Annotated in this window: 24 protein-coding genes; 12 read left to right on the forward strand and 12 right to left on the reverse strand. The window is 67.3% G+C overall.

The window, feature by feature from the left end; translation table 11 throughout:
- Positions 1-67 precede the first annotated feature (67 nt).
- Both ahpF and ahpC read right to left on the reverse strand, forming a co-directional pair.
- Positions 68-1,660, reverse strand: coding sequence for an alkyl hydroperoxide reductase subunit F (gene ahpF / locus AC3IR9_RS03655; protein WP_489294114.1), 1,593 nt, complete (start codon positions 1,658-1,660; stop codon positions 68-70).
- A gap of 162 nt (positions 1,661-1,822) precedes the next feature.
- Positions 1,823-2,386, reverse strand: a complete 564-nt coding sequence (gene ahpC, locus AC3IR9_RS03660) for an alkyl hydroperoxide reductase subunit C (protein WP_489294115.1) — start codon at positions 2,384-2,386, stop codon at positions 1,823-1,825.
- A gap of 435 nt (positions 2,387-2,821) precedes the next feature.
- On the opposite strand from ahpC, the gene prmC reads away from it, so the two are divergent.
- Genes prmC through pip form a run of 3 tightly spaced genes read left to right on the forward strand, consistent with a single transcriptional unit; the run spans position 2,822 to position 5,067 of the window.
- Positions 2,822-3,676 (forward strand): peptide chain release factor N(5)-glutamine methyltransferase, encoded by an 855-nt coding sequence (prmC, locus tag AC3IR9_RS03665; RefSeq protein WP_489295695.1) that lies wholly within the window; start codon positions 2,822-2,824, stop codon positions 3,674-3,676.
- A gap of 54 nt (positions 3,677-3,730) precedes the next feature.
- Positions 3,731-4,084: a DUF5713 family protein gene (locus tag AC3IR9_RS03670; RefSeq protein WP_489294116.1), complete on the forward strand. Its 354-nt coding sequence runs from the start codon at positions 3,731-3,733 to the stop codon at positions 4,082-4,084.
- Positions 4,085-4,125: 41 nt separating this feature from the next.
- A complete protein-coding gene (gene pip / locus AC3IR9_RS03675; RefSeq protein WP_489294118.1) occupies positions 4,126-5,067 on the forward strand; it encodes a prolyl aminopeptidase in 942 nt (313 codons plus the stop codon).
- Between the two features lie 108 nt (positions 5,068-5,175).
- Here pip and AC3IR9_RS03680 read toward each other — a convergent pair whose 3' ends face one another.
- Complete coding sequence (locus tag AC3IR9_RS03680) at positions 5,176-6,063, reverse strand: LysR family transcriptional regulator (RefSeq protein ID WP_489294119.1); 888 nt, start codon at positions 6,061-6,063, stop codon at positions 5,176-5,178.
- Between the two features lie 110 nt (positions 6,064-6,173).
- Here AC3IR9_RS03680 and AC3IR9_RS03685 point away from each other — a divergent pair, with 110 nt between their 5' ends.
- Together AC3IR9_RS03685 and AC3IR9_RS03690 are read left to right on the forward strand one after the other, a co-directional pair.
- The gene (locus AC3IR9_RS03685) at positions 6,174-7,610 is read left to right on the forward strand and encodes an MFS transporter (protein WP_489294121.1); all 1,437 of its coding nucleotides are present in this window, start codon (positions 6,174-6,176) and stop codon (positions 7,608-7,610) included.
- A 63-nt stretch (positions 7,611-7,673) separates the two neighbouring features.
- On the forward strand, positions 7,674-8,336 hold the full coding sequence (locus tag AC3IR9_RS03690) for a DUF7716 domain-containing protein (RefSeq protein WP_489294122.1): 663 nt from the start codon (positions 7,674-7,676) through the stop codon (positions 8,334-8,336).
- Positions 8,337-8,373: 37 nt separating this feature from the next.
- Here AC3IR9_RS03690 and AC3IR9_RS03695 read toward each other — a convergent pair whose 3' ends face one another.
- The 4 genes from AC3IR9_RS03695 to AC3IR9_RS03710 are packed head-to-tail and all read right to left on the reverse strand — an operon-like array spanning position 8,374 to position 11,239.
- Positions 8,374-9,168, reverse strand: coding sequence for an N-formylglutamate amidohydrolase (locus AC3IR9_RS03695; protein WP_489294123.1), 795 nt, complete (start codon positions 9,166-9,168; stop codon positions 8,374-8,376).
- Positions 9,161-9,712: an NUDIX hydrolase gene (locus tag AC3IR9_RS03700; RefSeq protein WP_489294125.1), complete on the reverse strand. Its 552-nt coding sequence runs from the start codon at positions 9,710-9,712 to the stop codon at positions 9,161-9,163. The genes AC3IR9_RS03695 and AC3IR9_RS03700 overlap by 8 nt, the downstream gene beginning before the upstream one ends.
- Positions 9,709-10,662 (reverse strand): 5'-3' exonuclease, encoded by a 954-nt coding sequence (locus tag AC3IR9_RS03705; protein WP_489294126.1) that lies wholly within the window; start codon positions 10,660-10,662, stop codon positions 9,709-9,711. The genes AC3IR9_RS03700 and AC3IR9_RS03705 overlap by 4 nt, the downstream gene beginning before the upstream one ends.
- A 1-nt stretch (position 10,663) precedes the next feature.
- Complete coding sequence (locus tag AC3IR9_RS03710) at positions 10,664-11,239, reverse strand: nitroreductase family protein (RefSeq protein WP_489294128.1); 576 nt, start codon at positions 11,237-11,239, stop codon at positions 10,664-10,666.
- Between the two features lie 330 nt (positions 11,240-11,569).
- On the opposite strand from AC3IR9_RS03710, the gene AC3IR9_RS03715 reads away from it, so the two are divergent.
- Together AC3IR9_RS03715 and AC3IR9_RS03720 are read left to right on the forward strand one after the other, a co-directional pair.
- The gene (locus AC3IR9_RS03715) at positions 11,570-13,882 is read left to right on the forward strand and encodes a DUF1631 domain-containing protein (RefSeq protein ID WP_489294129.1); all 2,313 of its coding nucleotides are present in this window, start codon (positions 11,570-11,572) and stop codon (positions 13,880-13,882) included.
- 127 nt (positions 13,883-14,009) lie between these two features.
- Positions 14,010-15,095: an NAD(P) transhydrogenase subunit alpha gene (locus tag AC3IR9_RS03720; protein WP_489294130.1), complete on the forward strand. Its 1,086-nt coding sequence runs from the start codon at positions 14,010-14,012 to the stop codon at positions 15,093-15,095.
- Between the two features lie 33 nt (positions 15,096-15,128).
- Here AC3IR9_RS03720 and AC3IR9_RS03725 read toward each other — a convergent pair whose 3' ends face one another.
- The 3 genes from AC3IR9_RS03725 to AC3IR9_RS03735 are packed head-to-tail and all read right to left on the reverse strand — an operon-like array spanning position 15,129 to position 16,458.
- On the reverse strand, positions 15,129-15,560 hold the full coding sequence (locus AC3IR9_RS03725; RefSeq protein WP_489294132.1) for a DUF3106 domain-containing protein: 432 nt from the start codon (positions 15,558-15,560) through the stop codon (positions 15,129-15,131).
- A 2-nt stretch (positions 15,561-15,562) separates the two neighbouring features.
- Positions 15,563-15,898, reverse strand: a complete 336-nt coding sequence (locus AC3IR9_RS03730) for a hypothetical protein (RefSeq protein WP_489294134.1) — start codon at positions 15,896-15,898, stop codon at positions 15,563-15,565.
- On the reverse strand, positions 15,895-16,458 hold the full coding sequence (locus AC3IR9_RS03735; RefSeq protein WP_489295697.1) for an RNA polymerase sigma factor: 564 nt from the start codon (positions 16,456-16,458) through the stop codon (positions 15,895-15,897). Before AC3IR9_RS03735 ends, AC3IR9_RS03730 begins: the two co-directional genes overlap by 4 nt.
- A gap of 129 nt (positions 16,459-16,587) precedes the next feature.
- On the opposite strand from AC3IR9_RS03735, the gene AC3IR9_RS03740 reads away from it, so the two are divergent.
- The gene (locus AC3IR9_RS03740; protein WP_489294135.1) at positions 16,588-16,896 is read left to right on the forward strand and encodes an NAD(P) transhydrogenase subunit alpha part 2; all 309 of its coding nucleotides are present in this window, start codon (positions 16,588-16,590) and stop codon (positions 16,894-16,896) included.
- Positions 16,893-18,347 (forward strand): NAD(P)(+) transhydrogenase (Re/Si-specific) subunit beta, encoded by a 1,455-nt coding sequence (locus AC3IR9_RS03745; protein ID WP_489294137.1) that lies wholly within the window; start codon positions 16,893-16,895, stop codon positions 18,345-18,347. Before AC3IR9_RS03740 ends, AC3IR9_RS03745 begins: the two co-directional genes overlap by 4 nt.
- Before the next feature lie 187 nt (positions 18,348-18,534).
- Here AC3IR9_RS03745 and AC3IR9_RS03750 read toward each other — a convergent pair whose 3' ends face one another.
- Positions 18,535-18,954 carry a hypothetical protein gene (locus AC3IR9_RS03750; RefSeq protein WP_489294138.1) on the reverse strand — a complete coding sequence of 140 codons (420 nt, stop codon included), beginning with the start codon at positions 18,952-18,954 and terminating at the stop codon, positions 18,535-18,537.
- Positions 18,955-19,071: 117 nt separating this feature from the next.
- Here AC3IR9_RS03750 and sufT point away from each other — a divergent pair, with 117 nt between their 5' ends.
- The 3 genes from sufT to AC3IR9_RS03765 all read left to right on the forward strand — a co-directional run bounded on the left by sufT (position 19,072) and on the right by AC3IR9_RS03765 (position 22,970).
- Positions 19,072-19,623, forward strand: coding sequence for a putative Fe-S cluster assembly protein SufT (gene sufT / locus AC3IR9_RS03755; RefSeq protein WP_489294139.1), 552 nt, complete (start codon positions 19,072-19,074; stop codon positions 19,621-19,623).
- Positions 19,624-19,684: 61 nt separating this feature from the next.
- Complete coding sequence (locus tag AC3IR9_RS03760; protein WP_489294140.1) at positions 19,685-20,782, forward strand: branched-chain amino acid aminotransferase; 1,098 nt, start codon at positions 19,685-19,687, stop codon at positions 20,780-20,782.
- Positions 20,783-21,224: 442 nt separating this feature from the next.
- A complete protein-coding gene (locus AC3IR9_RS03765; RefSeq protein WP_489294141.1) occupies positions 21,225-22,970 on the forward strand; it encodes a S8 family peptidase in 1,746 nt (581 codons plus the stop codon).
- A 570-nt stretch (positions 22,971-23,540) separates the two neighbouring features.
- Here the strand turns inward: AC3IR9_RS03765 and AC3IR9_RS03770 are convergent.
- Positions 23,541-24,026 carry an asparaginase domain-containing protein gene (locus tag AC3IR9_RS03770; RefSeq protein ID WP_259209029.1) on the reverse strand — a complete coding sequence of 162 codons (486 nt, stop codon included), beginning with the start codon at positions 24,024-24,026 and terminating at the stop codon, positions 23,541-23,543.
- Between the last annotated feature and the right edge of the window lie 5 nt (positions 24,027-24,031).

The following is a 24,031-nucleotide window of genomic DNA, read 5'->3' on the forward strand; positions in this document are numbered from 1 at the left end:
GACCGGGTGACGGCGTGGCTTACCCAGCAAAAGTACAAGGCTCCCAGCGAACCGGGAACCGGACGTATCAGGCAGCTTCGGCGACAACGCCGCTGCTCTTGGGTACGGATGTACGGATCAGGTGGTCGAACGCACTGAGCGCGGCGGTGGAGCCGGCACCCATCGCGATGATGATCTGCTTGTACGGAACGGTAGTGCAATCTCCTGCTGCGAATACGCCGGGAACGCTGGTCTGGCCCCGATCATCGATGACGATTTCGCCACGCGGCGACAGTGCCATCGAATCCTTCAGCCATTCGGTGTTGGGCAGCAACCCGATCTGCACGAAGATGCCTTCGAGCTCGACCCGGTGCGCATCGCCACCGACGCGGTCCTGGTAGACCAGCCCGGTCACCTTCTGGCCATCGCCCAGCACTTCCTGGGTGAGGGCGCTGGTGATGATGGTGACGTTGCCCAGGCTGCGCAGTTTCTTCTGCAACACTTCATCGGCCCGCAGTCTGTCATCAAATTCCAGAAGGGTCACATGCGTCACGATGCCGGCCAGGTCGATCGCCGCTTCCACGCCGGAGTTGCCGCCGCCCACCACCGCCACGCGCTTGCCCTTGAACAACGGGCCGTCGCAGTGCGGGCAGTACGCCACGCCCTTGTTGCGGTACTGGTCTTCGCCGGGCACGTTCATCTGGCGCCAGCGCGCGCCGGTGGACACGATCACCGAGCGCGACTTCAACGACGCACCGTTTTCCAGCACGACTTCGACCAGGCCATCATCGCCGGCCGGCTTCAGTGCGGTGGCGCGCTGCAGGTTCATGATATCCACCTCGTACTCGCGCACATGCTGTTCCAGCGCGGCAGCGAGCTTGGGGCCCTCGGTTTCCTTGACCGAAATGAAGTTCTCGATCGACAGGGTGTCCAGCACCTGGCCGCCGAAACGCTCGGCCGCCACACCGGTACGGATGCCCTTGCGTGCGGCGTAGATCGCCGCGGCCGCACCGGCCGGGCCACCGCCGATCACCAGCACGTCAAAGGGTGCTTTGACGGCGATCTTCTCGGCGTCGCGTTTGGCCGAACCGGTATCCAGCTTGGCCACGATCTGTTCCAGGCTCATGCGGCCCTGGTCGAAGAGGGCGCCGTTGAGGTACACCGTCGGCACCGACATGATCTGGCGCGCCTCGACCTCGGCCGGGAACAGCCCGCCGTCGATCGCCACGTGCTGGATGCGCGGGTTGAGCACCGCGGCCAGGTTCAGCGCCTGCACCACGTCCGGGCAGTTCTGGCAGGACAGCGAGAAATAGGTCTCGAACCTGAAGTCGCCTTCCAGGTTCCGCACCTGCTCGATCAGCTCGGCGGTGGCCTTGGACGGATGCCCGCCAACCTGCAGCAGGGCCAGCACCAGCGAGGTGAACTCATGGCCCATCGGCAGCCCGGCAAACGCCAGGTGGATGTCCTGGCCCGGCGTGGTCAGCGCGAACGACGGCGTGCGCTGGTCGCTGTCGCGGAGCACCTGCAGGGTGATCTGGGATGACAGCGATTCCAGGGTGTTCAGCAGTTCCAGCATTTCCTGCGACTTGGCACTGTCGTCGGCATGCGCGGTGATCTGGATCGGGCGGGTGACGCGTTCCAGGTAGGTCTTCAGCTGGGACTGGAGGTTGGCATCCAACATCGAGAAACTCCTTCGTTCAGGCAAGCAGGCGGCGTCAGCGCACCCCAAGGATGCACCTGCGCGACGTGGGGGTGAACCCAAACCGGCGCGCGGGCACCGGCTTGGGTTCACCCCCATCCCCGTCGAAACGGGAATGGGGATGGAAAACGGCTTGGATCCCGCTTAGATCTTGCCGACCAGGTCCAGCGACGGGGTCAGGGTCTTCTCGCCTTCCTTCCACTTGGCCGGGCACACCTGGTTCGGGTTGGCGGCGGTGAACTGGGCCGCCTTCAGCTTGCGCAGGGTCTCGGAGACGTCACGGGCGATCTCGTTGGAATGGATCTCCAGGGTCTTGATCACGCCTTCCGGGTTGATGATGAAGGTGCCGCGCAGGGCCAGGCCTTCTTCTTCAATGTGCACGCCGAAGGCGCGGGTCAGCTGGTGGGTCGGGTCGCCGACCAGCGGGAACTGGGCCTTGCCGACGGCCGGCGAGGTTTCGTGCCACACCTTGTGCGAGAAGTGGGTATCGGTGGTGACGATGTAGACCTCGGCGCCGGCCTTCTGGAACTCGGCGTAATGGTCGGCCGCGTCCTCGATCTCGGTCGGGCAGTTGAAGGTGAATGCGGCCGGCATGAAGATCAGCACGGACCACTGGCCCTTCAGGGTGCTGTCGGAGACCTTGATGAACTCGCCATTCTGGTAGGCGTTGGCTTCAAACGGCTTGATCGGGGTGTTGATGAGCGACATCGTTATTCCTCTTGGTGAAGGGGGTGGGTGAAGCGACCAACACAGGTTAGCGGCTCCTTTCCCATAAGGACAATCCATTGATTGCATCTATACGATAGATGGAGTCTATCAAAACGGCCTGATCCGGCGATGAATATTCGCCCCGATATCCTGCATTGCCCTTGCAGGACTAAGGCTGGCTGACGACAGGGGCTGTTCGGCGCAATAGTCCCTGCTTATTCCCTAGGGGTGTTGCATGAACGATTGGGGCAGCGGGCGCGCCAGGAAACCCTCGTTTGGCCTTTAAATCGATAGCGATGAGGTATCGACATAGGTTCCGTAATCCAGTCAATCAATGGATTTTCGGCGCAGCGGACGCCTCATCGCCCCTGTTGCCGGCCCGGCCGGGAGCATCCGGTGCACTACACTGCGCGCCCGCTTCCTGCCCGGCCCGCCATGACCGCCGCCTCGCGCGATGTCCGCCAACTGATTGCCGATGCCGCCGTCGCCCTGCCCGGGGTGGAAGGCCGGCATGAGGCCGAGTTGCTGCTGCTGGCGGTGCTGGGGCGTGAGCGCAGCTGGCTGTTCGCCCATGCCACCGATCCGGTCGACCCGGCCGATGCCGCTACCTTCCACGCGCTGCTGGCACGTCGCCAGGCCGGCGAGCCGGTGGCCTACCTGCTCGGGCATCGGGGTTTCTGGACACTGGACCTGGCCGTCAGCCCGGCCACCCTGATTCCGCGCCCGGACACCGAACGGCTGGTTGAACTGGCGTTGGAGCGGCTTGCTGCCGACCGACCGTTGGCAATCGCCGACCTTGGCACCGGCAGCGGTGCCATCGCGTTGGCGGTGGCCCGCGAGCGCCCGCTGGCCCGCGTGACCGCCACCGACTTCAGTGCCGCCGCACTGGCCGTTGCCCGCGCCAATGCGGCGCGCAACGCGGTGCATAACGTCCACTTCCTGCACGGGTCGTGGTGGGCACCGCTGGCCGGGATGCACTTCGACCTGATTCTGAGCAACCCGCCGTACATCGCCAGCGACGATCCGCACCTGCGCCTGGGCGACCTGCGGCATGAGCCGATCACCGCGCTGGCGGCGGGCATCGACGGCCTGGACGACATCCGCCTCATCGTGGCGGGTGCGGCCGCGCACCTGCTGCCACACGGTGGGTTGCTGATCGAGCACGGCTGGGACCAGGGTGTGGCGATCCGCGCGCTGTTTGAACAGGCCGGGTTCGTGCAGGTGCACACCGCGCAGGATCTGGAACACCGCGACCGGGTGACCTGCGGCTGTCTGCCGGGCGTGCGCTGACGCTGCCTGAAACATCGCGCGGGTAGAATGGCGATCCACTCGAAAGGAAGCGCCATGACCACTGCCAGCCCCTCGGTTTCGCACGCGCAGCTGCAGTCCCACCAATTCCTGGCCGACATGGTCGAGGATGCGTACTTTCCGCCGGCGCTGGTGGCGCGAGGCCAGCAGATCCTGCTGCGCCTGTGCGAACGCATCGAACGCGAACGCCCGGCCGACGGCGCCGCGCTGATGGCGCTCACCCATGCCGCCACGCACGAGTTCAACGTGCTTGGCGAAGCATTCGAAGCGCAGGACAGCGAGCTGGAAACCGCGGCGCGCGAAAACATCGGCGCCGATTTCGAGCTGATCGCACGCAGCTATGGTTTCGATGTGGATGTCGATGATCTGACCAGCCCGCGCGAGTGGTGAATCCGCTCGTCCGCGCCTGTTCCCAACAACGGAGTTCTGTCATGCGTACGCTGTATCCCGCCATCACCCCCTACGACGTGGGCACCCTCAAGGTCGATGATCGCCACACGCTGTATTTCGAGCAGTGCGGCAACCCCGACGGCAAACCGGTGGTGATGCTGCACGGTGGCCCCGGTGGCGGCTGCAGCGAGAAAATGCGCCAGTTCCACGACCCGGCCAAGTACCGCATCATCCTGTTCGACCAGCGCGGTGCCGGGCGCTCGACCCCGCATGCCGATCTGGTCGACAACACCACCTGGGACCTGGTGGCCGACATCGAGACGCTGCGCGAGCACCTCAAGCTGGATCGCTGGCAGGTGTTCGGCGGCAGCTGGGGTTCGACGCTTGCCCTGGCCTATGCACAGACCCACCCGCAGCGCGTGACCGAACTGGTCCTGCGCGGCATCTTCATGCTGCGCCGCTGGGAGCTGGAGTGGTTCTACCAGGAAGGTGCCAACCGCCTGTTCCCGGATGCCTGGGAGCATTACCTCGCGCCGATCCCGTCGGTGGAGCGCCACGATCTGATCTCCGCTTTCCACCGCCGCCTCACCAGCGACGATGAGGCCACCCGGTTGGCCGCCGCCAGGGCGTGGAGCGTATGGGAAGGCGCCACCAGCTTCCTGCACGTGGACGATGATTTCGTGAACAGCCACCAGGATCCGCAGTTCGCGCTGGCCTTCGCCCGCATCGAAAACCACTACTTCGTCAACGGCGGTTTCTTCGAGGTGGAAGAGCAGCTGCTGCGCGACGCGCACCGCATCGCCGACATCCCCGGGGTGATCGTGCACGGCCGCTACGACGTGGTGTGCCCGCTGCAGAGCGCCTGGGAGCTGCACAAGGCGTGGCCGAAATCCACGCTGGAGATCAGCCCGGCCGCGGGGCATTCGGCCTTTGAAGCGGAGAACGTGGACGCATTGATCCGCGCAACCGATCGTTTCGCCTAGCCGATCGTGCCGACCAACGGTCGGCACCTACGCGGTAGGCCACGACCGTTGGTCGTGGCACGCGGGATCCGTGCATGCCGACCGACCGTGCCGACCCACGGTCGGCACCTACCAAGTTCCGGCCAACAGGGCGTCGGCCAGTACCTTCAATTTCGGCGAGGCCTGCCGCGACGGCGGGTACACCAGCGACAACGCGCGGCTGCGGCCCTCGAAGGGTTGCAGCACCCGCTGCAGGCGGCCGTCGGCCAGTGCATCGGCTACCGCGAAATCCATCACCTGCACGATGCCGATGCCGGCGATTGCACCCTCCACCAGCGGGTCGCCACTGTCGAACACCATCCGCGCCGGCGGGCTGAACTCCCGCAGGTGGCCATCGCCTTGGCGGAACTGCCAGTCCACCTGGCGTCCACTGCGCAGGTTGCGTACCGCCAGGCAGGTGTGGTCCTGCAGTGCATCCACCGTGGCCGGAGCGCCGTGGCGGGCCAGATAGTCCGGCGAGGCCACGGTCACCCAGTGCAACGGCCGCAGCGTGCGCGCCACCATTCGTACATCGCTGATCGGGCCGGTGCGCAACGCGGCGTCGAAACCTTCCTCGACCAGGTCCACCAACCGGTCATTCAACACCAGCTCGAACTGCAGCTGCGGATGGGCGGCCATCAACTGCCCGGCCAGCGGCACCAGCACCTTGCGCCCGAACATCGATGGCGCGGTCAGCTTGAGGACTCCCGAGGGCGTGCATGGCCGGTCGCCCAGCCGCCGCTCGGCATCCTCCAGCCCGCACAGCAGTGGCGTGCAGTGCTCCACGAACTGGCGCCCGTCCGGGGTCAGGCTGACGTTGCGGGTATTGCGGTGGAGCAGGCGCACGCCCAGTGCCTGTTCCAGCCGGCCGATCGCCCGCGACAGCCCGGATTGGCTGATCCCCAGTTGCCCGGCGGCCACGGTGAAACTGCGCGCCTCGGCCACCTGCACCAGCATGCGTACGGCATTGAGATCCACGGCAGTCCCTCATTAATGCGAAAAGGCATGACAGAAATCGAATTATCCGTATTTATTTGTTGCCCGTCATCAATGAGACTGCGCCCCTTCCCCTGCATTTCCCCCTTGGCATGACCGATTCCTCCCGCTCTTTTCCGCCCCGGTTGGCACTGACCCTGCTGGCGATGGCCCAGCTGATCATCGCGCTGGACGCCACCATCATCTTTGTCGCCCTGCATGAAATGGGCGTGCAGCTGCAGATCAACGCCCAGCAGCTGCAGTGGATCGTCAGTGGCTACACCGTGGCGTTTGGCGGCTGCCTGCTGCTGGGCGGCCGCGCGGCCGATCTGCTCGGGCGTCGCCGCATCTATCGGGTGGGCATGGCGCTGTTCGCGCTGGCCTCGCTGGTCGGCGGCTTCAGCAACAGCGCCTGGCTGCTGATCGCCGCGCGCGCGGTGCAGGGCATCGGCGCGGCGTTGCTGTTCCCGGCCACGCTGGCATTGATCAACACGCTCTACGCCGAAGGTGCGCCGCGCAACCGCGCGCTGGCGATCTGGTCGATGGCCAGCGCCGGTGGCTTGGCACTGGGTACGTTGCTGGGCGGCGTGCTGACCCAGAGCTTTGGCTGGTCCTCGGTGTTGCTGGTGATCGTCCCGTTCGCCAGTGCCTGTGCGTTGTTCGGTGGCTGGTGGCTGCCGCGCGATCCCGCGGTACAGTCCGGCCGTTCCTTCGATCTGGCCGGCTGCCTCACCGTGACCGTTGGCGGCAGCCTGTTGGTGACCACGCTGGTGCAGGGTCCGGAGTGGGGCTGGCTGGCGCCGCGCACGCTGGGGTGCCTGCTGCTGTCGGCCGTGCTGCTGGCGATGTTCGTGCAGATCGAGAAGCGCAGCCGCGACCCGCTGATGCAGTTCGCGCTGCTGCGCCTGCGCAGCCTGCGCGCGGCGATGCTGTTGACGATGCTGTTCATGAGCAGCTTCGGGGTGCAGTACTACTTCCTGGCGTTGTACTTCCAGGACGGGTACGGCTGGAGTGCACTGCAGGCCGGGCTGGCGTTCCTGCCGCCCACTCTGGTGTGCACGTTTGGCATCCGGATCACCGAACGCATGCTCATGCGCCGTTCGCCCCGCCAGGTGTTGTCGCTGGGCATGGCCGCCGGTGCGATCGGCATTGCCGCGGTGGCCGTGGCCTTGCCTTACGGCGCTACCTACTGGGCGTTGCTGCCAGGCATCGTGGTGCTCAGCATCGGCCAGGGCATGACCTGGACGGCGATGTGGATCGTGGCCGGGCAGGGCGTGCCGGCAGCACAGCAGGGCGTGGCCTCGGGCATGGCCGCCACCGCGCAGCAGATTGGCGGTGCACTCGGGTTGGCCGTGCTGGTGATGCTGGCCAACGCCGGTCGCAATGCCGGTGCGGCCGGCACCAGCCCGGAAGCGCTGCATGGCCTGGTCAACGCGCAGTACGGCGCGGCGGTGTTCGCGCTGCTCGGGGTGGGCGTGGCGGTGTGGTTGCGACCGCAGCCGCGGCCGGACGGTGCGGCCCTGCAACCGGCCTGCGCCACCGAACGGTAGGCACCGACGGTTGGTCGGTGCGCCGGGTGCCTCTACCATCGCGGTTTGCCCGGACGCACCGCCATGACCGAATTGCTCACCCTGACCCAGACCCTGGAGGCCATCGCCGCATGCAGTGACGATGGCCAGGTGTGGGAGCGTCACGCCTGGGTGCATGCAAGCGACGGCGATGCGCGCCAGGGCCGCTTCTGGCTGGCCGGCCACGACGCCGAGGACGAGGAGGATGCCGAAGGCGTGCATCCGTTCGCGGCCACGCACGGTCTGCGCCACTACCTGGAGGGCGCCACGTTCGCCGATGTGCTCAGCGTGCAGAAACGGCAGCAGCCGTTGTCGACCGTGGACGACTACGCACGCGCGCTGGACCACTACAGCGAAGAGGATGCGTTTCTTGAACGCCCCGGGTTGTCGATGGCGTACGGCGATGCGCCGCAGGATGAGCTGGCCCGTGCGCGCGCCGAAGGGCTGTCGCCCGGGTTGTATGCCGCCTTCGACCTGACCTTGGAGACGGTTGAGCCGGCACAGCGCAAAACAGCGGCCAGCCTGGTGGCTGAGGTAAAGGCGCTATCGGTGGGCGAGGCGCTGGCGCAGGTGCGTGCGCTGCCGCTGGCAGTGGCCTGCAACGTCGATCGCGCGGCGAGCGCCGAACTGCAGGCGCGCTTCGCGGCGATCGGGCTGGCGCTGCGGGTCACCGGCTATCGTTCGTTCCCGTGGCAGCCCATGAGGTAGAGCCGACCGTTGGTCGGCTGCCGTACCACCGCCGCGTTCAACCAAACCCCGGCGCCAACGGCTGCAACAGCCGCGCCAGCCGCCGTGCCCAGGCCTGCTGCCCGGCGGCGTTGGCAATCAGGTCCTGGCGGATCTCCAGTTCCACGTGCGCCAGCCCACGTGCTTCGGCGTGCACCGGGATCGCATAGTCGGTGGCGTCGCTGACCGCATAGGGCTGGTTGTCGCCCACCACCAGGTCACCTTCGGCCTGCAAGGCGTGCATCAACGCATGCGCAAAACGCGCATCACGCTGATACAGCACGCCGGCGTGCCACGGCCGCGCCACGCCCTGCATCGCCGGAGTGAAGCTGTGCATGGCAATCAGCACCGTGGGGATGCCGGCTGCGGCGCGGGCATCCAGTTCGGTGGCAATGCGGCCGTGGTACGGCGCGAAGATGGCCTGCACGCGCGCGTCCTGTGCCGCGTCATCCAGCCCCTGGTTGCCGGGCACCACGGTGCCGTCGCTGAGCGGTGCGAACCGCCCCGGCGCGCCCGGCGGGCGATTGCAGTCGATCACCAGCCGCGAATAGGTCTGGGTGATCGCCCAGGCGTCAAGCAGGCGCGCCAGTTCCACCGTGACCCCGGCAATGCCGATGTCCCAGCCGATGTGGCGGTCCAGTTCAGATGCCGGCAGGCCCAGGTTGCCCATTGCGGTCGGCACCTGCTGGCCCGCATGGTCGGCGATCAGCAGGTACGGCGAGCGTCCCCGCGCCTGGTGCACGGTGAACGGTGCCGGGTCGGACGGCCCCAGCAGCGCGCCCGGCGTGATCGGTGGGGCGAACGAATCAGCCACGCGGGGTGCCGTCCAGATGGTGTTCGATCATCCACAGCCCGGCCCACAACTTGGCGTCCAGCTCGTAGCCCTGGCCCATTTTCTCGACCAGCCAGGCCGCGGCCTGGGTGCGCGGGATCTCGTGCACGGTGATGTCTTCGCTGGCATCGCCGCCGCCTTCACCCACCTTGCGCAGGCCGGTGGCGCGTACGAAGGCGATCTTCTCGCTGCTGGCACCGGAGGAGGTCGGGCCGATCATCAGCACCTCGGCATGCGCGGCGGTCCAGCCGGTTTCTTCTTCCAGCTCGCGCACCGCCGAGGCTTCGATCGACTCGCCGGCGTCGATATCGCCGACCAGGCCGGCCGGCATCTCGATGGTGTTGGCCTGCAGCGGCACCCGGAACTGTTCAACGAACAGCACGTTGTCCTCGGGAGTGACGGCAATGATGATCGCAGCCAGGCCGCCGGCGTGGGTACGTTCGCTGTATTCCCACGTGCCGCGCACGACCATGCGCTGGTACTTGCCTTCGTAGACGACCTGGGGGGCTTGCGTGTTTGGGCTCATGCGAACTCGCTGGCAATGGAAGGGGAGTCGGACAGGCCTGCGGCGCTGAACAGCCGGCGGCGGGTCAAGGGGCCGAACCGCAACGCGTCGCACAGGCCCTGCAGCATCTGCGGGTCGGCACCGCCACGGGTGAAGTCAGGCTGGTTGCTGTCCAGCGGCGCATCCAGCGCGAGGGTGGTCAGCTGCCGCCACAACAGCGCGTGTTCGCGCTGTTCGCGTAGCCGTACCGCCATCTGTGCCGCACCGCGCAGGCGCAGGAACGGCACTTCGTCCAGGCGCTCGTACAGGGTGTCCAGGCTGCCGAAATGGGCCAGCAGCACCGCCGCCGACTTGGCGCCCACGCCGGTGACCCCGGGGATGTTGTCCACCGCATCGCCACACAGCGCCAGGTAGTCGGCGATCTGGTGCGCGTGCACGCCGTGGCGGGCCTTGACCCCGGCCATGCCCCAGCGCTGGTTGCGCGCGTAGTCCCACTGTTCGTCCTGCTCCAACAGCAGCTGCGACAGGTCCTTGTCGGCCGAGACGATCACCCCGCGCATGCCGTCCTGACGACGCGCATGCAGCGCGCTGCCGATCAGGTCGTCCGCTTCGTATTCGTGGTGGGCCAGCACCGCCAGCCCGAGCGCGCCGCACAGTGCCTTGCAGTGCGCGAACTGGCGGCGCAGGGCGTCCGGCGCAGGATCGCGGTTGGCCTTGTAGGCGGCATACAGGCGGTGGCGGAAGCAGCTGTCCAGCGCTTCGTCGAAGGCGATGGCGATATGCCGCGGGCGCTCGCGTTCGAGCAGGTCCAGCAGGAACCGGGCGAAGCCGTGCACCGCGTTGGTTGGCCAGCCTTGCTGGTCCTGGAATTCATCGGGCATCGAATGCCAGGCACGGAACACGTACAGGCTGGCATCCACCAGGTACAGCGGGGGCCGCGAGACGGGCGATGCGGAACCGGGAATGGACACCTCAGCCCACCCAGTCCTGCAGCAACGCTGCCGGATCCGGGCGCTCGCGCTCCGGGGCCGGCGCCTGGGGCGTCCCGATATGGATGAAGCCGGCGATGCGCTCGTTGTCGGCCAGGCCCAGATGCGCCTGCACGGCCGGGTCGAAGGCCATCCATGCGGTCAGCCACTGGGCACCGAAGCCGAGCGCCTGGGCGGCCTGCAACAGTGCAAAACAGACGCAGCCGGCGGTCATCAGCTGTTCCTGCTCGGGGATCGTCGCCTCCGGCGCCAGCCGCGCCACCACCGTGATCACCACCGGGGCATGCGAAAAACGCCGCCGATCCTTCTCGAGCTGGGCCTCGCTGGCATGCGGGTCGCGCTGGCGGGTGCGGTCCACCAGGAAGGCACCCAGACTGTGACGTGCATCGCCGGCGATCCGCAGGAAGCGGAACGGCACCAGCTTGCCGTGGTCGGGTACGCGCGAGGCGGCGGCCAGCATGCGCAGCAGGGTGTCCGGGTCGGGGCCGGGTTCGCCCAGTTGCCGGGCGGGAACCGAACGGCGGGCGTCCAGGGCTTGCAGCGCAGGGGGAACAGGCATGGGGGCTCGATCAAACAGTACGGTCCGCCAATTATAGTCGCGTCGGTTTGTGACGCCGGCGCCTGGCCATTGCGTGCCATTTGCGGTAAATCGTGATGAACATCACCTAATCAGCGGTATTCCTTCACGTGGCTGTACTCGCATCGCCGCGGCGCTGGCCGTACGATACAAGGCCTGCCGGCACCCGGTCATGAGGTTCAAAGTGCGGACTGCTTCACTGTCCCATACCGGTGGGCCGACCTACCATCCGGACTGCGGTGCCTGGGGGGCGCCGAGGTCCTTTGTTTCCATGCTGCATTCTGTGCCTGCGAGGGTGGGGAGCCTTTTCGCATGATTGCCACGCCCAATGCATTGGGGCAGCCGGGTCGTGACCCGGCGCTGTTGAAGCTTGCCCGCGAGGCCGCGCTGCCGGCGTTGACCGAGTCGTTTGCGACGGTGCTGGCCCGCTTTGACGACGTCTTGTTCGACCGTGCCGGCACTGCCGGCGCGTCACAGTTGCTGTTCCTGGATGGCATGCGCGAGTTGCGCCGCCGCCGTGAGGACATCGTGGCCGGTTTCCGCGGCCACCTGTTGCTGGCCTGGGACGCCCTGGACCGTGCCGAGCCGCTGTCGGCCGAGGCCACCCTGGCCGGCCAGATCGAGGACGGGCTGAGCCTGGTGCCCGAGCATGTGCTGGAGTCGCGGTTGGCGGTGCGCAATTTCGCCACCGTGCTGCTGCGCGACTGGAAGCCGGTGCTGGCGCGGCTGGACCGTCGCCTCGGTTGGATCGCCGGCAGCCTGGAGTTGAACGCCGACAGCAACCCGATCAGCCCGGAACATATCGGGGTCGCCATCCATGAGGCCTTCGCCGACTGTGAACTGGCCCCGGAAGTGCGCCTGGTGCTGATCAAGTTGTGCGAGCGCGACCTGCACGCCCCGATCGGCAAGCGGTACGAGGTCCTGGACGAAAAACTGGCGGCGGCCGGCGTGATGCCGCACATGTCCGCGCCCCGCCGCCCGGCACCGCGCCCGCCGGCACCCCGGCATGAACTGGACGACCTGGTGGAGGCGCTGGACCCTGACATGCTGGGCGGCGCTGGCGAGGATGCCGCCGCCCCCGCGTGGGCGCGGCGCTTTGCCGACCGCTGGGCCGAAAGCCGCGGGCGCATGCAATCCACACCGGCCGGGCATCCTGCCGGCGAGTCGGGTGAGTCGATCAGCACCAATCCGGGCATGCTGCTGGAGGCGCTGCATGAACTGCTGCAGCAGACCCGGCATGTGCGCGAGGACGCCACCTCGGCGGCCAGCGTGGCGGTGGGCCAGCAACGCCCGCTCAGCCAGCGCGAAATGATGTCGGTGTTGTCGCTGCTGCAGGCCACGCCGAGTGCAACCCTGCGCGCGGCGATCGGTGAGGACGGCGAGTCCCTGGCGCAGCGGCTGAAGAGCGAAGTGCTGTCTGGCGCGACCCGGTTGGGCGTGGACCCCTCGCAGGCGCGGCTGGATCCCCAGGACGAAGATGCCATCGACCTGGTCGGCATGCTGTTTGACGTGATGCTCGATGAGCGCGACCTGGAAGGCCGCTCGCGCGAGTTGATCGGCCGCCTGGTGGTGCCGTTCGTCAAGGTGGCCATGCTCGATCGCCGCATGTTCGTGCAGAAGACCCACCCGGCACGCAAGCTGCTCAACTCACTGGCCGAGGCCTGCGAAGGCAATACCGGTGAAAGCCAGGCCGAGCGCGTGCTGATGGGCAAGGTCGAGGAAATCATCGAACGCCTGGTGGCCGAGTTCAACGAGAATCTGGCGATCTTCCTGACCCTGGAAGAAGAATTCCGCGATTTCCTGGCCCAGCACCGGCGCCGCATCGAAATTGCCGAGCGCCGCGCCGCCGAGACCCAGCGCGGCCAGGAAAAGCTGGAAATGGCCCGCAACCGATCGGCCGCCGAGCTGGACCGCCGCATCGCCGATGCCACCCTGCCGCAGGCCATCGGCGAGTTCCTGCGCCAGCCCTGGCAGCACCACCTGACCCTGACCGTTCTGCGCGAAGGCGAAGAAGGCGCTTCGGTTGGCGAGGCGCTGGCACTGGCCGACGGCATGCTGGAAGAAGTCGCCGAGGCGCGCCGGAAGATCGTCGGCAAGCCCTGGCTGCAGGCCTGGCACCCGGCATTGCGCAAGGTGTTTGCCAGTGTCGGCGTGCATGCCGATGCCGCCGCCGGCGCGATCGACATCCTGCACGACACCCTGCAGGCGATCGCCGAATCGCGCCCGGAACTGGAACGCGCGCTGCCCGAACTGCCGCAGGTGGTGTTGCCATCGCCGCCGGCACCGGAAAGCCCCGCAGTCGAACTGGGCGGCAAGGTGGATGTGAGCGATTTCGACAATGCCGATGCCGACCGCTTCCGCAGCATGGAGATCGGCAACTGGTTGGACTTCGTCGACAAGGACGGCAAGGTCCAGGCCGGCAAGCTGTCCTGGGTGAGCCCGATTTCCTCGCGGCTGCTGTTCGTCAACCGCCGCGGCGTGCGCTTCTGCGTGGCCTCGCCCGAGGAGCTGGCGGTGATGGTGCGGCTGGGGCGCCTGCGTGCGCATATCGACGACGGCGCCTTCGACAGTGCCATGCAGGGCGTGATCGACCGCCTGGACAGCAAGAGCGCGACCGTGCATTGAGGCGGGTGCCGGGCGTCGCGCGGTTGCCGGGCTTGGCCCGGCCCGTCAGCGTCGGTCTGGATGCCAGGCGTGCGTGCGCCGATCAGGTTACGATCAGCCCACAATCGGCTGATCGTCGGGGACAAGCATGGCTGTCGAGGTGGTAGTGGTGAAGGAAGGCGCGCCGGGCGAACGGCGCGTGGCGATGACGCCGGAGACGGCGCGCAAGTTGGCTGCGCTCGGCGCAACGACGTGGTTCGAACCCGGTGCGGGCCAAGCGGCCGGCTTTCCTGATCAGGCCTATCTCGATGTCGGCGCGCAGCCGGCCGATGCGGCGCGGCTGGGCAGCGCCGACATCGTGCTGTGCGTTCAGCCGCCGACCACCGCACGGCTGGGCCAGCTTAAATCCGGTGCCAGCCTGGTCGGCATGCTGCACCCGCAGGCCGATACCGAACGCGCCGGGATGATCCAGTCGCGTGGCCTGCAGGCGTTCCCGCTGGAGCGCCTGCCGCGCACCACGCGCGCCCAGTCCATGGACGTGCTCAGTTCGCAGGCCGGCATGGCCGGCTACAAGGCAACCCTGATTGCCGCCCAGCGCGCACCGCGCTTCTTCCCGATGCTGACCACCGCCGCCGGTACCATCCGCCCGTCACGGGTGCTGGTGGTGGGCGCCGGGGTGGCCGGCCTGCAGGCCATTGCCACCGCACGCCGGCTGGGCGCGCAGGTGGAAGGGTTTGATGTGCGCCCGGAAACCCGCGAGCAGATCGAGTCGCTGGGCGGCAAGTTCCTCGACCTGGGCGTCAGCGCGGTGGGCGAGGGCGGCTACGCGCGCCCGCTCACCGAAGAGGAACGGGCCGAACAGCAGCGTCGCCTGGGCGAGCACCTGCGCCTGGTCGATGTGGTGATCTGCACCGCGGCGGTGCCGGGGCGCCCGGCGCCGAAGATCCTCAGTACCGCGATGGTGCGCGGCATGAAGCCCGGCAGCGTGGTGGTCGACCTTGCCGCCGAAACCGGCGGCAACTGCGAGGCCACCCGCCCCGGTGAGGTGGTGGACCTGGAAGGGATCACCATCGATGGCCCGCTCGACCTGGCCAGCATGGGCGCGGTGCACGCCAGCGAGATGTATGCCCGCAACCTGTACAACTTCGTCGCGTTGTTCCTGAAGGACGGCGCGATCGTATTCGATTGGGACGACGAACTGCTGGCCAAAACCCGGTGGGTGGCCGAGGCGTAACGCCAGCCCCAGGCAGCCACGCCTGGCGTGGCGCTAGCGTTTCGGCGGCGCCGGCGGCAGTTCCTTCACCGGATTGGCCTTCAACCAGTCCTGGCGTTGCTCCGGAGTCATCTTGCCCCACCGTGCGCGCAGATCATCGCGCTGGGCCGGGTTGAGGTCGCGCATCTGCGCGAACAGCGCACGTGCCTGTTCGCGCTGCTCCGGGCTCATGCTCTCGAAGCGGTGGCGACCGCGCCGGGCCAGCTCGCGCTGCTCGGGGGTCATGGTCTGCCAGCGCTGGCCGTGCTGCAGCATGCGCTCGCGCTGCGGCGGCGAGGCGTCGTTCCAGCGGTCGCGCACCGGTGCGATCAGGGCCTCGCGCTGCTGTGGCGTCAGCCGCTCCCACTCGGGCAGGGTGGGGCTCTGGGCGCTGCTGGCTGCGCTTGCCGACAGCAGCGCCAGGGTGAGAATCCATCGCGGTGTCATGTTCACTCCATTGCCAGGTCGGTCGTGCCCAGCCACACGTACAGGTCGGGATTCTCGTCGAGCACGTCGCTGCTGTCATCCAGCGCCGTGGCGGCACTGGGGGTGGCCGGCGCGCTGGGCGGGTTGGCGGTGAAACTGTAGCCCAGGGCGAGCGCGGCCACGGCCGAACAGGCCGTGGCCATCCACCAGCCGTGCGCGCGGGCGCGGCGCGGTGCGGCCGCCTGGCGGGCGCTGCGCAGCCGCGCCAGGGTGGCCGGTGACAACTGCTGCAGGGCCTCCCCGTGCAGGGCATGCAGGGCGGCGTCATCGTGGATGGGCGGGGCGATGGGGCGGCTCACAGTTCGATCTCCAGTTGCTGCTGCAGCGCCTGCCGGGCGCGCGAAAGATGGGTTTTGACCGCGCCTTCGCTGCAGCCCATGGCGGTGGCGGTGGTGGCGCCATCCAGCTGTTGCAGCACGCGCAGGGTGAAGGCTTCGCGCTGGCGGGCGGGCAGTTCGCGCAGTGCCTGCACCAGCTGCGCGTACTGTTCGCGCTGTTCATGCGCCTGTGCCGGGCCCGGCGTGTGGTCGGCCCAATCGATGTCGTGGTCGCCGTCGACCTCGTCGCTGCTGCGCCAGAAGCGCAGCCGGAAGCCGCGGCGGCGCTGCAGGTCGACCACCCGGCGGCGCAGGATGCTCCAGAACAGCGGCGCCCACTCGGCGGCGGGTTTGTCGCGGTAGGCAAGCATCTTCAACATGCTGTCCTGCACCGCATCGAGCGCATCATCACGCTGGCGCAGGCCGGCCTCGGCGAAGCGGAACGCACGTGGCCCAACCCCGGCCAGGAACACATCCAGCGTTGCCGGCAGCGTCGCGTCGGTCGGGTCGGACAGCGTCGGTAGGGTGGGGCTCACCAGCACAGGGTAGCGCTCGCGCAAGGGGATACAGTGACAACGCCCCGGGGCCGCTGCGGTTGACCGGGCTGCAGAACGGTTCAGCGCATGGTTATGATGGGCGGGACGGGATGTCCGCCTGGGAGAGTGACTGCAATGAGCGACGGGTTCGTGGCGTTGTATATCTTCATGTTGGCCGCCATTGCCGGCCACGTGATCATTTCGCGGGTGCCGGTGATCCTGCATACCCCTTTGATGTCCGGGTCCAACTTCATCCACGGCATCGTGCTGATCGGCGCGATGGTGGTGCTGGGCCACGCGGAAACCCCGGTGGAGAAGATCATCGGCTTCATCGCCGTGGTCCTGGGCGCGGGCAACGCAGCCGGTGGCTATGTGGTCACCGAGCGCATGCTGGACATGTTCAAGCCCAGCGCCAGGCGCGGTGCCGGGGAGAAGGCGCCTTGAACGTGAGCACCGCACAACTGCTGCAGTGGCTGGTCCAGGTGAGCTACCTGGTGGCTGCCACCCTGTTCCTGCTCGGCCTGCAGCGCATGGCTTCGCCGATGACCGCGCGCAGCGGCATCCGCTGGGCCGGGCTGGGCATGCTGATCGCCACCGTGGCGACCTTCTTCCTGCCCGAGCTGCACAACATCCCGCTGATCCTGGCGGCGGTGGCGATCGGCACCGGCGTGGCCTGGTGGTCGGCCAAGCGCGTGGCGATCACCGACATGCCACAGATGGTGGCCCTCTATAACGGCATGGGCGGCGGCTCGGCCGCGGCGATCGGTGCGGTGGAACTGCTGCGCTTTTCGTTCCTGACCAACCGCGACACCACCCACTGGAGCGAACAGGCCATTGCCGACCTGGCCGCGCGCCAACCCTCGGCCACGGTACTGGCGCTGGCCATCGTCGGCTCGGCGATCGGTGCCGTGTCGCTGTCCGGCTCGATCATTGCCTGGGCCAAGCTCGACGGCCGGCTGGATCGACGCGTCACCTTCCCCGGGCAGCAGGTGTTCAACCTGCTGGTGGCCGTGGCGATGGTGGTGCTCGGCATCTGGGCGGGCGTCACGCTGAGCCCGGTGGCGATCGTCAGCTTCTTCGTGGTGGCGCTGGCGCTGGGGGTGTTGATGACCCTGCCGATCGGCGGTGCCGACATGCCGGTGGTGATCTCGCTGTACAACGCGTTCACCGGCCTGGCGGTGGCCTTTGAAGGCTATGTGCTGGGCAACGAGGCGTTGATCATCGCCGGCATGATGGTCGGCGCGGCCGGTATCCTGCTGACCCGGTTGATGGCCAAGGCGATGAACCGGCCGATCAGCGGGGTGCTGTTCTCCAACTTCGGTGGGGGCGGCGTCGCGCAGGAGATCAGCGGCGCGCAGAAGCCGATCGAGGCCAGCGACGTGGCCGCGATGCTCGCCTTCGCCGAGCGCGTTGTGGTCGTGCCCGGCTACGGCATGGCCGTGGCCCAGGCCCAGCACAAGGTCTGGGAACTGGCGCAGCGGTTGATCGAGCGCGGCATCAAGGTGAAGTTCGCCATCCACCCGGTGGCCGGGCGCATGCCCGGGCACATGAACGTGCTGCTGGCCGAAGCGGGCGTGCCGTATGACCTGATCGCCGACATGGACGACATCAACCCCGAGTTCCCCAACACCGACGTGGTGCTGGTGATCGGCGCCAACGATGTGGTCAACCCGGTCGCGCGCACCGACCCGGCCAGCCCGATCTACGGCATGCCGATCCTGGACGTGGTGAATGCGCGCAACGTGGTGGTGATCAAGCGTGGCAAGGGCACTGGGTTTGCCGGGATCGAGAATGCGCTGTTCTACGCCGACAACGCCCGCATGCTGTACGGCGATGGCGCCGGTGCGGCCAGCGCGCTGGTCAGCGAGCTGAAGGCGCTCGACGGGGGGCATTGAGTGGGCGTTGGGCCGTCACGACCAACGGTCGTGACCTACCGGCGTGTGGACGGTCATCGGGGTCACGACCAACGGTCGTGACCTACCTGCATGGGTGGATGGTCATCGGGGTCACGACCAACGGGGGTGACCTGCCGGCGTGGGCGGACCATCATCGGTAGCCCACGACCGTTGGTCGTGGGGGGCGTTACTTCGCCACCCACCACCCAATCACCAGCGCCACGCCCAGCCACAGCACCTCGGCGGCGCCGTTGGCCAGCTGGATCAGCGTCCAGGCCATGAACGGGCCCATCCGCAACGCTGAATCCCACGGGCTGAGGCCCATCGACCCGCCCAGATAGGCCGAGGCGATGCCCCAGTTGGCCGCCAGCGCAACCAGCACCGTTGCCAACAGGGTCAGTGCGACCCTGGCCGGACCGGCGCGGAAGCTGCCGATGCGCAGCATGAACGCGATGTCCAGCGCGGCCAGAACGGCCATCCAGCCGGCCTGGCGGCCGCTGAGCAGGGCAATGAACAACCAGGCCAGGGTGGCCGTCAATACACCAAGCAACAACATCGGGGGCCAGAGCCAGTGGCGGCTCCGGACAGGCACGGACGTGGATGACATGCAATCTTCCTGTGAGTGCCCACAGGATACCGGCTTGCGCGCCGACCGGCGCGTGGCCGGCCGCTGGGCTAAAATGATCGCCTTGCGGGAATTGGCCGCGACCCCATATCCATCCACATGTACTCCCGTAGCAGTGAACCCGTCCACTTCGAACGCGACTGCGAGGCCGTCATGGTCCCGCAGGGCGAAACGGTCACGCTGCCCGCCGGCAGCTATGGCTACATCACCCAGGCCCTGGGTGGCAGCTATACCGTGTTCGTCGAAGGCAACCTGTTCCGCATCGCCGGCAAGGATGGCGACGCCATCGGCAAGGAACCGCCGCCGGCGCTGGAACTGCCCGACAACGCCTCCGATGAAGAAGTCGAAAAACTGGTGTGGCAGCAGCTGCGCACCTGCTTCGACCCCGAGATCCCCTTCAACATCGTCGACCTGGGCCTGGTCTATGACGTGGACATCAAGCACCTGGACGATGGCCAGCGCGAGATCGATGTGACCATGACCCTGACCGCGCCCGGCTGCGGCATGGGCGATATCCTGGTCGATGACGTGCGCAGCAAGCTGGAAATGATTCCGACGGTGGCCGAGGCCGACGTCGAGCTGGTGTTCGACCCGCCGTGGGGCCGCCACATGATGTCCGAGGCCGCCCGGCTCGAGACCGGCATGCTGTAATGGCTGGCCGCCGCAAGACGCAGCGGCCAGCGTTCCCCGTAACCAGAACAGGAAATATCCGGTGTCCCAGTCTTCTGTGAGCTTCACGACCACCCGTTCCGCCCAGCCGCGCAGCAGCGAGGAGCGTGATCGCATCCTGGCCGCCCCCGGTTTTGGTCTGCACTTCACCGACCACATGGTGGAAGTGCGCTGGGACAAGGACACCGGTTGGCACAACGCCAGCGTGCGCCCGTACGGCCCGCTGCAGCTGGACCCGGCCGCCGCGGTGCTGCATTACGGCCAGGAAATCTTTGAAGGCATAAAGGCCTACCGCCACGCCGATGGCTCGATCTGGACCTTCCGTCCCGATGCCAACGGCCGTCGCCTGCAGCGGTCGGCGCAGCGCCTGGCGCTGCCGGAGCTGCCGGTGGACATCTTCGTCGAATCGCTCAAGCAGATGATCGCCGTGGACGCCAGCTGGGTGCCGTCGGCCGACGAATCCAGCCTGTACTTCCGCCCGTTCATGATCGGCGATGAAGCCTTCCTCGGCGTGCGCGGCGCGCACAAGGCCGGTTACTACGTGATAGCCAGCCCGGCCGGCCCGTACTTCGCCAAGGGCGTGGCCCCGGTGTCGATCTGGCTGTCCACCGAATACGCGCGTGCGGCCAAGGGCGGCACCGGTGCGGCCAAGTGTGGTGGCAACTACGCCGCCTCGCTGCTGCCGCAGCAGAAGGCCCAGGCGCAGGGCTGCTCGCAGGTGCTGTTCCTGGACCCGGTCGAGGGCAAGTACCTGGAAGAACTGGGCGGCATGAACGTGTTCCTGGTCTACAAGGACGGCACCCTGGTGACCCCGGCGCTGTCGGGCAGCATCCTGGAAGGCATCACCCGCGAGAGCATCCTGCAGCTGGCCCGCGACCGTGGCATGAAGGTCGAAGAGCGCAAGGTCACCATCGAGGAGTGGAAGCAGGGCGTGACCTCCGGTGAAATCGCCGAAGTGTTCGCCTGCGGCACCGCCGCAGTGGTCACCCCGATCGGCCAGCTCAAGGGCGAGGGCTTCGCGGTGGGCGACATCAATGCCCCGGCCGGCGAAGTGACCCTGTCGCTGCGCAAGGAGTTGACCGACATCCAGTACGGCCGCCTGCCGGACCGTCACGGCTGGCTGGTGCGACTGGACGCCTGAGCCAGGCGCCCCGCAAGCGCCCCCAAACCCGCCTGGCAACAGGCGGGTTTTTTCATGCCCGCCGATGGATGGCAGTGTGCGTTGTCCATCGGTAGTAACCGTGCGCAGGCCCCGTCGCGCAAGGCTTGTCCGGTTTCTGGCGGTGGCGACAGCCGAAATGGCCGCTGCATGGCTCATGCAGACCCATCGAAAGGCGCCAAGTTCCTTCACTTTCACAAACCGTCGACCCGGAAAGTCTCAGATCCGACATTTCATGTCACTGAAGTGCGGCTGAAAGATTGTTGATCCCGCGATGACCCACTAGCGTCACTGCGGGCGGTTTGATTTCAGGGGAACCGATCCAACAACCGGTGCCGATCCGTGCCATCGCTTCAACAGCCACCGGATCGGCGCTGGATTCTCAGCCGCATTGGCGGCAACCACTGTCTGAAAGGGAAATCCGATGTCTCATGATCCGCAACCGCGTTTGCGTCAGCGTGCATTGGTTGTACTGGGCGCGTCCGTCCTCTCCACCCTGCTGCTTGCCGCCCCGGCGTTCGCCGGCGATGTGCAGCTGAGTGGCCTGTCCTCGGCACCGACCCATCAGCGCTTCATCGTCAAGTACAAAGACGGTTCCAACCTGGTCGCCACGCCGACCGCACTGGCCACCTCGCTCAAGGCCGCCGCCTCGGCGGTGCCGGCCGCGCAGGGGCGTGCGCTGGGCCTGCAGAAGCTGCGCCAGCTGGCCATCGGCCCGACCGTGCTCATGGCCGACCGCCCGCTGGACGCGGCAGAGTCCGAGCTGCTGATGCGCCGCCTGGCGGCCGACCCGAACGTGGAATACGTCGAGGTCGACCAGCTGATGCACGCCACCCTGGTGCCCAACGACACGCGCCTGTCCGAGCAGTGGGGCTTTGGCACCAGCAACGCCTCCATCAACGTGCGGCCGGCCTGGGACAAGGCCACCGGCACAGGCGTGGTAGTGGCAGTGATCGACACCGGCATCACCAACCATCCCGACCTCAACGCCAACATCCTGCCGGGCTATGACTTCATCAGCGACGCGGCAATGGCCCGCGACGGCGGTGGTCGCGACAACAACCCCAACGATGAAGGCGACTGGTACGGGGCCAACGAGTGCGGCTCGGGCATCCCGGCGTCCAACTCCAGCTGGCACGGCACCCATGTGGCCGGCACGATCGCCGCGGTGACCAACAACAGCACCGGCGTTGCCGGCACGGCGTTCAATGCCAAGGTCGTGCCGGTGCGCGTGCTCGGCAAGTGCGGTGGCTACACCTCCGACATCGCCGATGCGATCGTGTGGGCCTCCGGCGGCACGGTCAGTGGCGTGCCGGCCAATGCCAATCCGGCCGAAGTGATCAACATGTCGCTCGGCGGCGGTGGCAGCTGCTCGACCACCTACCAGAACGCGATCAACGGTGCCGTCTCGCGCGGCACCACCGTGGTGGTGGCGGCGGGCAACAGCAACACCAACGTGTCCTCGTCGGTACCGGCCAACTGCGCCAACGTGATCGCGGTAGCCGCGACCACCTCGGCCGGCGCCCGCGCCAGCTTCTCCAACTACGGTGCGGGCATCGACGTCTCGGCGCCGGGCCAGGCGATCCTGTCCACCCTCAACAGCGGCACCACCGTGCCCGGCACGGCGTCGTATGCGTCCTACAACGGTACCTCGATGGCGGCGCCGCACGTGGCCGGCGTGGTCGCACTGGTGCAGTCGGTGGCACCGACCGCGCTGACCCCGGCGGCCATCGAAACCCTGCTGAAGAACACCGCACGGGCATTGCCGGGCGCGTGCAGCGGCGGTTGCGGTGCAGGCATCGTCGATGCCGATGCGGCGGTCACCGCAGCCATCAACGGCACCGGCCCGGGACCGGGTACCGGCACCGTGCTGCAGAACAACGTGCCGGTGACCGGCCTGGGCGCGGCCAGTGGTGCTTCGCTGGCCTACACCGTGACCGTGCCTTCGGGGAGTTCGCAGCTGAAGGTGACCATCGCCGGCGGCAGTGGTGATGCGGACCTGTACGTGCGTTCGGGCAGCGCCCCGACCGATACCGTCTACAACTGCCGCCCGTACCTGAGCGGCAACAACGAGACCTGCACGATCACTTCACCGGCGGCCGGTACCTGGCACGTGCGGGTGAAGGGCTACTCGACCTTCTCCGGGGTCACCCTGACCGCGCAGTACTGAGCCCAGATCCCTCTCCAATGGGCACGCCCCGGCTTCGGTCGGGGCGTTTTTTTTTGGGTATTCTTTTTTTAGAAGCTGAAAGCCGGAGCCGGAGCCGGAGCCGGAGCCGAAGCCAGAGCTTGAGCCGAAGCAGGATCAACGGCCGCGCGTTTGTGCCTGCGCTGGCTTGGCTGGGTACGGGTGGGTCGGCGGGACACGCCGCAAGTACGTCCGTGTAGGCTCGTGAGCGCCATCCATGGCGCCCAACGGTCCCGCCAACCCACCCGTACCCAGCCTTTGACAGTGTGCTGGGGCGCAACGAAAGAGCGGCAACTTCGAACGTGTGCGTGCTGCTCTGCGCTGTGCTGCTTTGGCCCTCGCCACGGCCACCGACTCACTGTCGAGGGTGGGGGTGTGTGGGTTCGCGGGACCGTTGGGCGCCATGGATGGCGCTCACGAGCCTCCAGGGATGGATTTACGGCGTGTCCCGCAAACCCATACACCCCCGCCCAGCTAAGTGCGCAGGGAAGTGCAGCTTTGGGCTTCTGCCTTTGACGGCAACCAGCGAACAGGAAAAAACCGTGCCGCGAATCAGGCTTCTTCGAACCGGTTTGCTGCCACGTTCTTGCGCACGTGCTCCGGGTTCCAGATGCGGCCGTTCATGGCGATATACACGCCACTGGCCAGCGACTGCACCGCACCGATCGCACAACCGATGTTGAACTCCGCATCCGATCCGCGGAAACGCGCCGGGCTCAGTGCGCCGGTCATCACGATGGTCTTGTCGGCGATGCTCTTGAGCACCTGCCCGGTCTGCACCATCGAATCGGTGCCGTGGGTCACCAGCACGTGGCGGGTGGGCTGCGCGGCGATGGTCGCGCGGATCAGTTCGCGGTCGTCGTCGGTGATGTGCAGCGAGTCCTTGCGCAGGATCGGGATCACGTTGAAACGGAAGGTCACGCCCAACTCGCGCAGAATCATCCCGATCTGTGGATCGCCGATCTGGTAATCCGACTTGTCGTCGAAGTAGATCTTGTCGATCGTGCCACCGGTGGTGATGATCAGTAGTTCTTCCATTGCAG

Source organism: Stenotrophomonas sp. GL_101, assembly GCF_057835675.1.

Excerpts from the sequence above, each read along its gene's own strand:
- AC3IR9_RS03725 (WP_489294132.1), bottom strand. The coding sequence starts at position 15,560 with ATGACACCGCGATGGATTCTCACCCTGGCGCTGCTGTCGGCAAGCGCA.
- AC3IR9_RS03670 (WP_489294116.1), top strand. The coding sequence starts at position 3,731 with ATGACCACTGCCAGCCCCTCGGTTTCGCACGCGCAGCTGCAGTCCCAC.
- AC3IR9_RS03770 (WP_259209029.1), bottom strand. The coding sequence starts at position 24,026 with ATGGAAGAACTACTGATCATCACCACCGGTGGCACGATCGACAAGATC.
- AC3IR9_RS03710 (WP_489294128.1), bottom strand. The coding sequence starts at position 11,239 with ATGCCTGTTCCCCCTGCGCTGCAAGCCCTGGACGCCCGCCGTTCGGTT.
- AC3IR9_RS03700 (WP_489294125.1), bottom strand. The coding sequence starts at position 9,712 with ATGAGCCCAAACACGCAAGCCCCCCAGGTCGTCTACGAAGGCAAGTAC.
- ahpC (WP_489294115.1), bottom strand. The coding sequence starts at position 2,386 with ATGTCGCTCATCAACACCCCGATCAAGCCGTTTGAAGCCAACGCCTAC.
- AC3IR9_RS03690 (WP_489294122.1), top strand. The coding sequence starts at position 7,674 with ATGACCGAATTGCTCACCCTGACCCAGACCCTGGAGGCCATCGCCGCA.
- AC3IR9_RS03715 (WP_489294129.1), top strand. The coding sequence starts at position 11,570 with ATGATTGCCACGCCCAATGCATTGGGGCAGCCGGGTCGTGACCCGGCG.
- AC3IR9_RS03740 (WP_489294135.1), top strand. The coding sequence starts at position 16,588 with ATGAGCGACGGGTTCGTGGCGTTGTATATCTTCATGTTGGCCGCCATT.
- pip (WP_489294118.1), top strand. The coding sequence starts at position 4,126 with ATGCGTACGCTGTATCCCGCCATCACCCCCTACGACGTGGGCACCCTC.
- sufT (WP_489294139.1), top strand. The coding sequence starts at position 19,072 with ATGTACTCCCGTAGCAGTGAACCCGTCCACTTCGAACGCGACTGCGAG.
- AC3IR9_RS03750 (WP_489294138.1), bottom strand. The coding sequence starts at position 18,954 with ATGTCATCCACGTCCGTGCCTGTCCGGAGCCGCCACTGGCTCTGGCCC.
- prmC (WP_489295695.1), top strand. The coding sequence starts at position 2,822 with ATGACCGCCGCCTCGCGCGATGTCCGCCAACTGATTGCCGATGCCGCC.
- AC3IR9_RS03765 (WP_489294141.1), top strand. The coding sequence starts at position 21,225 with ATGTCTCATGATCCGCAACCGCGTTTGCGTCAGCGTGCATTGGTTGTA.
- ahpF (WP_489294114.1), bottom strand. The coding sequence starts at position 1,660 with ATGTTGGATGCCAACCTCCAGTCCCAGCTGAAGACCTACCTGGAACGC.
- AC3IR9_RS03685 (WP_489294121.1), top strand. The coding sequence starts at position 6,174 with ATGACCGATTCCTCCCGCTCTTTTCCGCCCCGGTTGGCACTGACCCTG.
- AC3IR9_RS03720 (WP_489294130.1), top strand. The coding sequence starts at position 14,010 with ATGGCTGTCGAGGTGGTAGTGGTGAAGGAAGGCGCGCCGGGCGAACGG.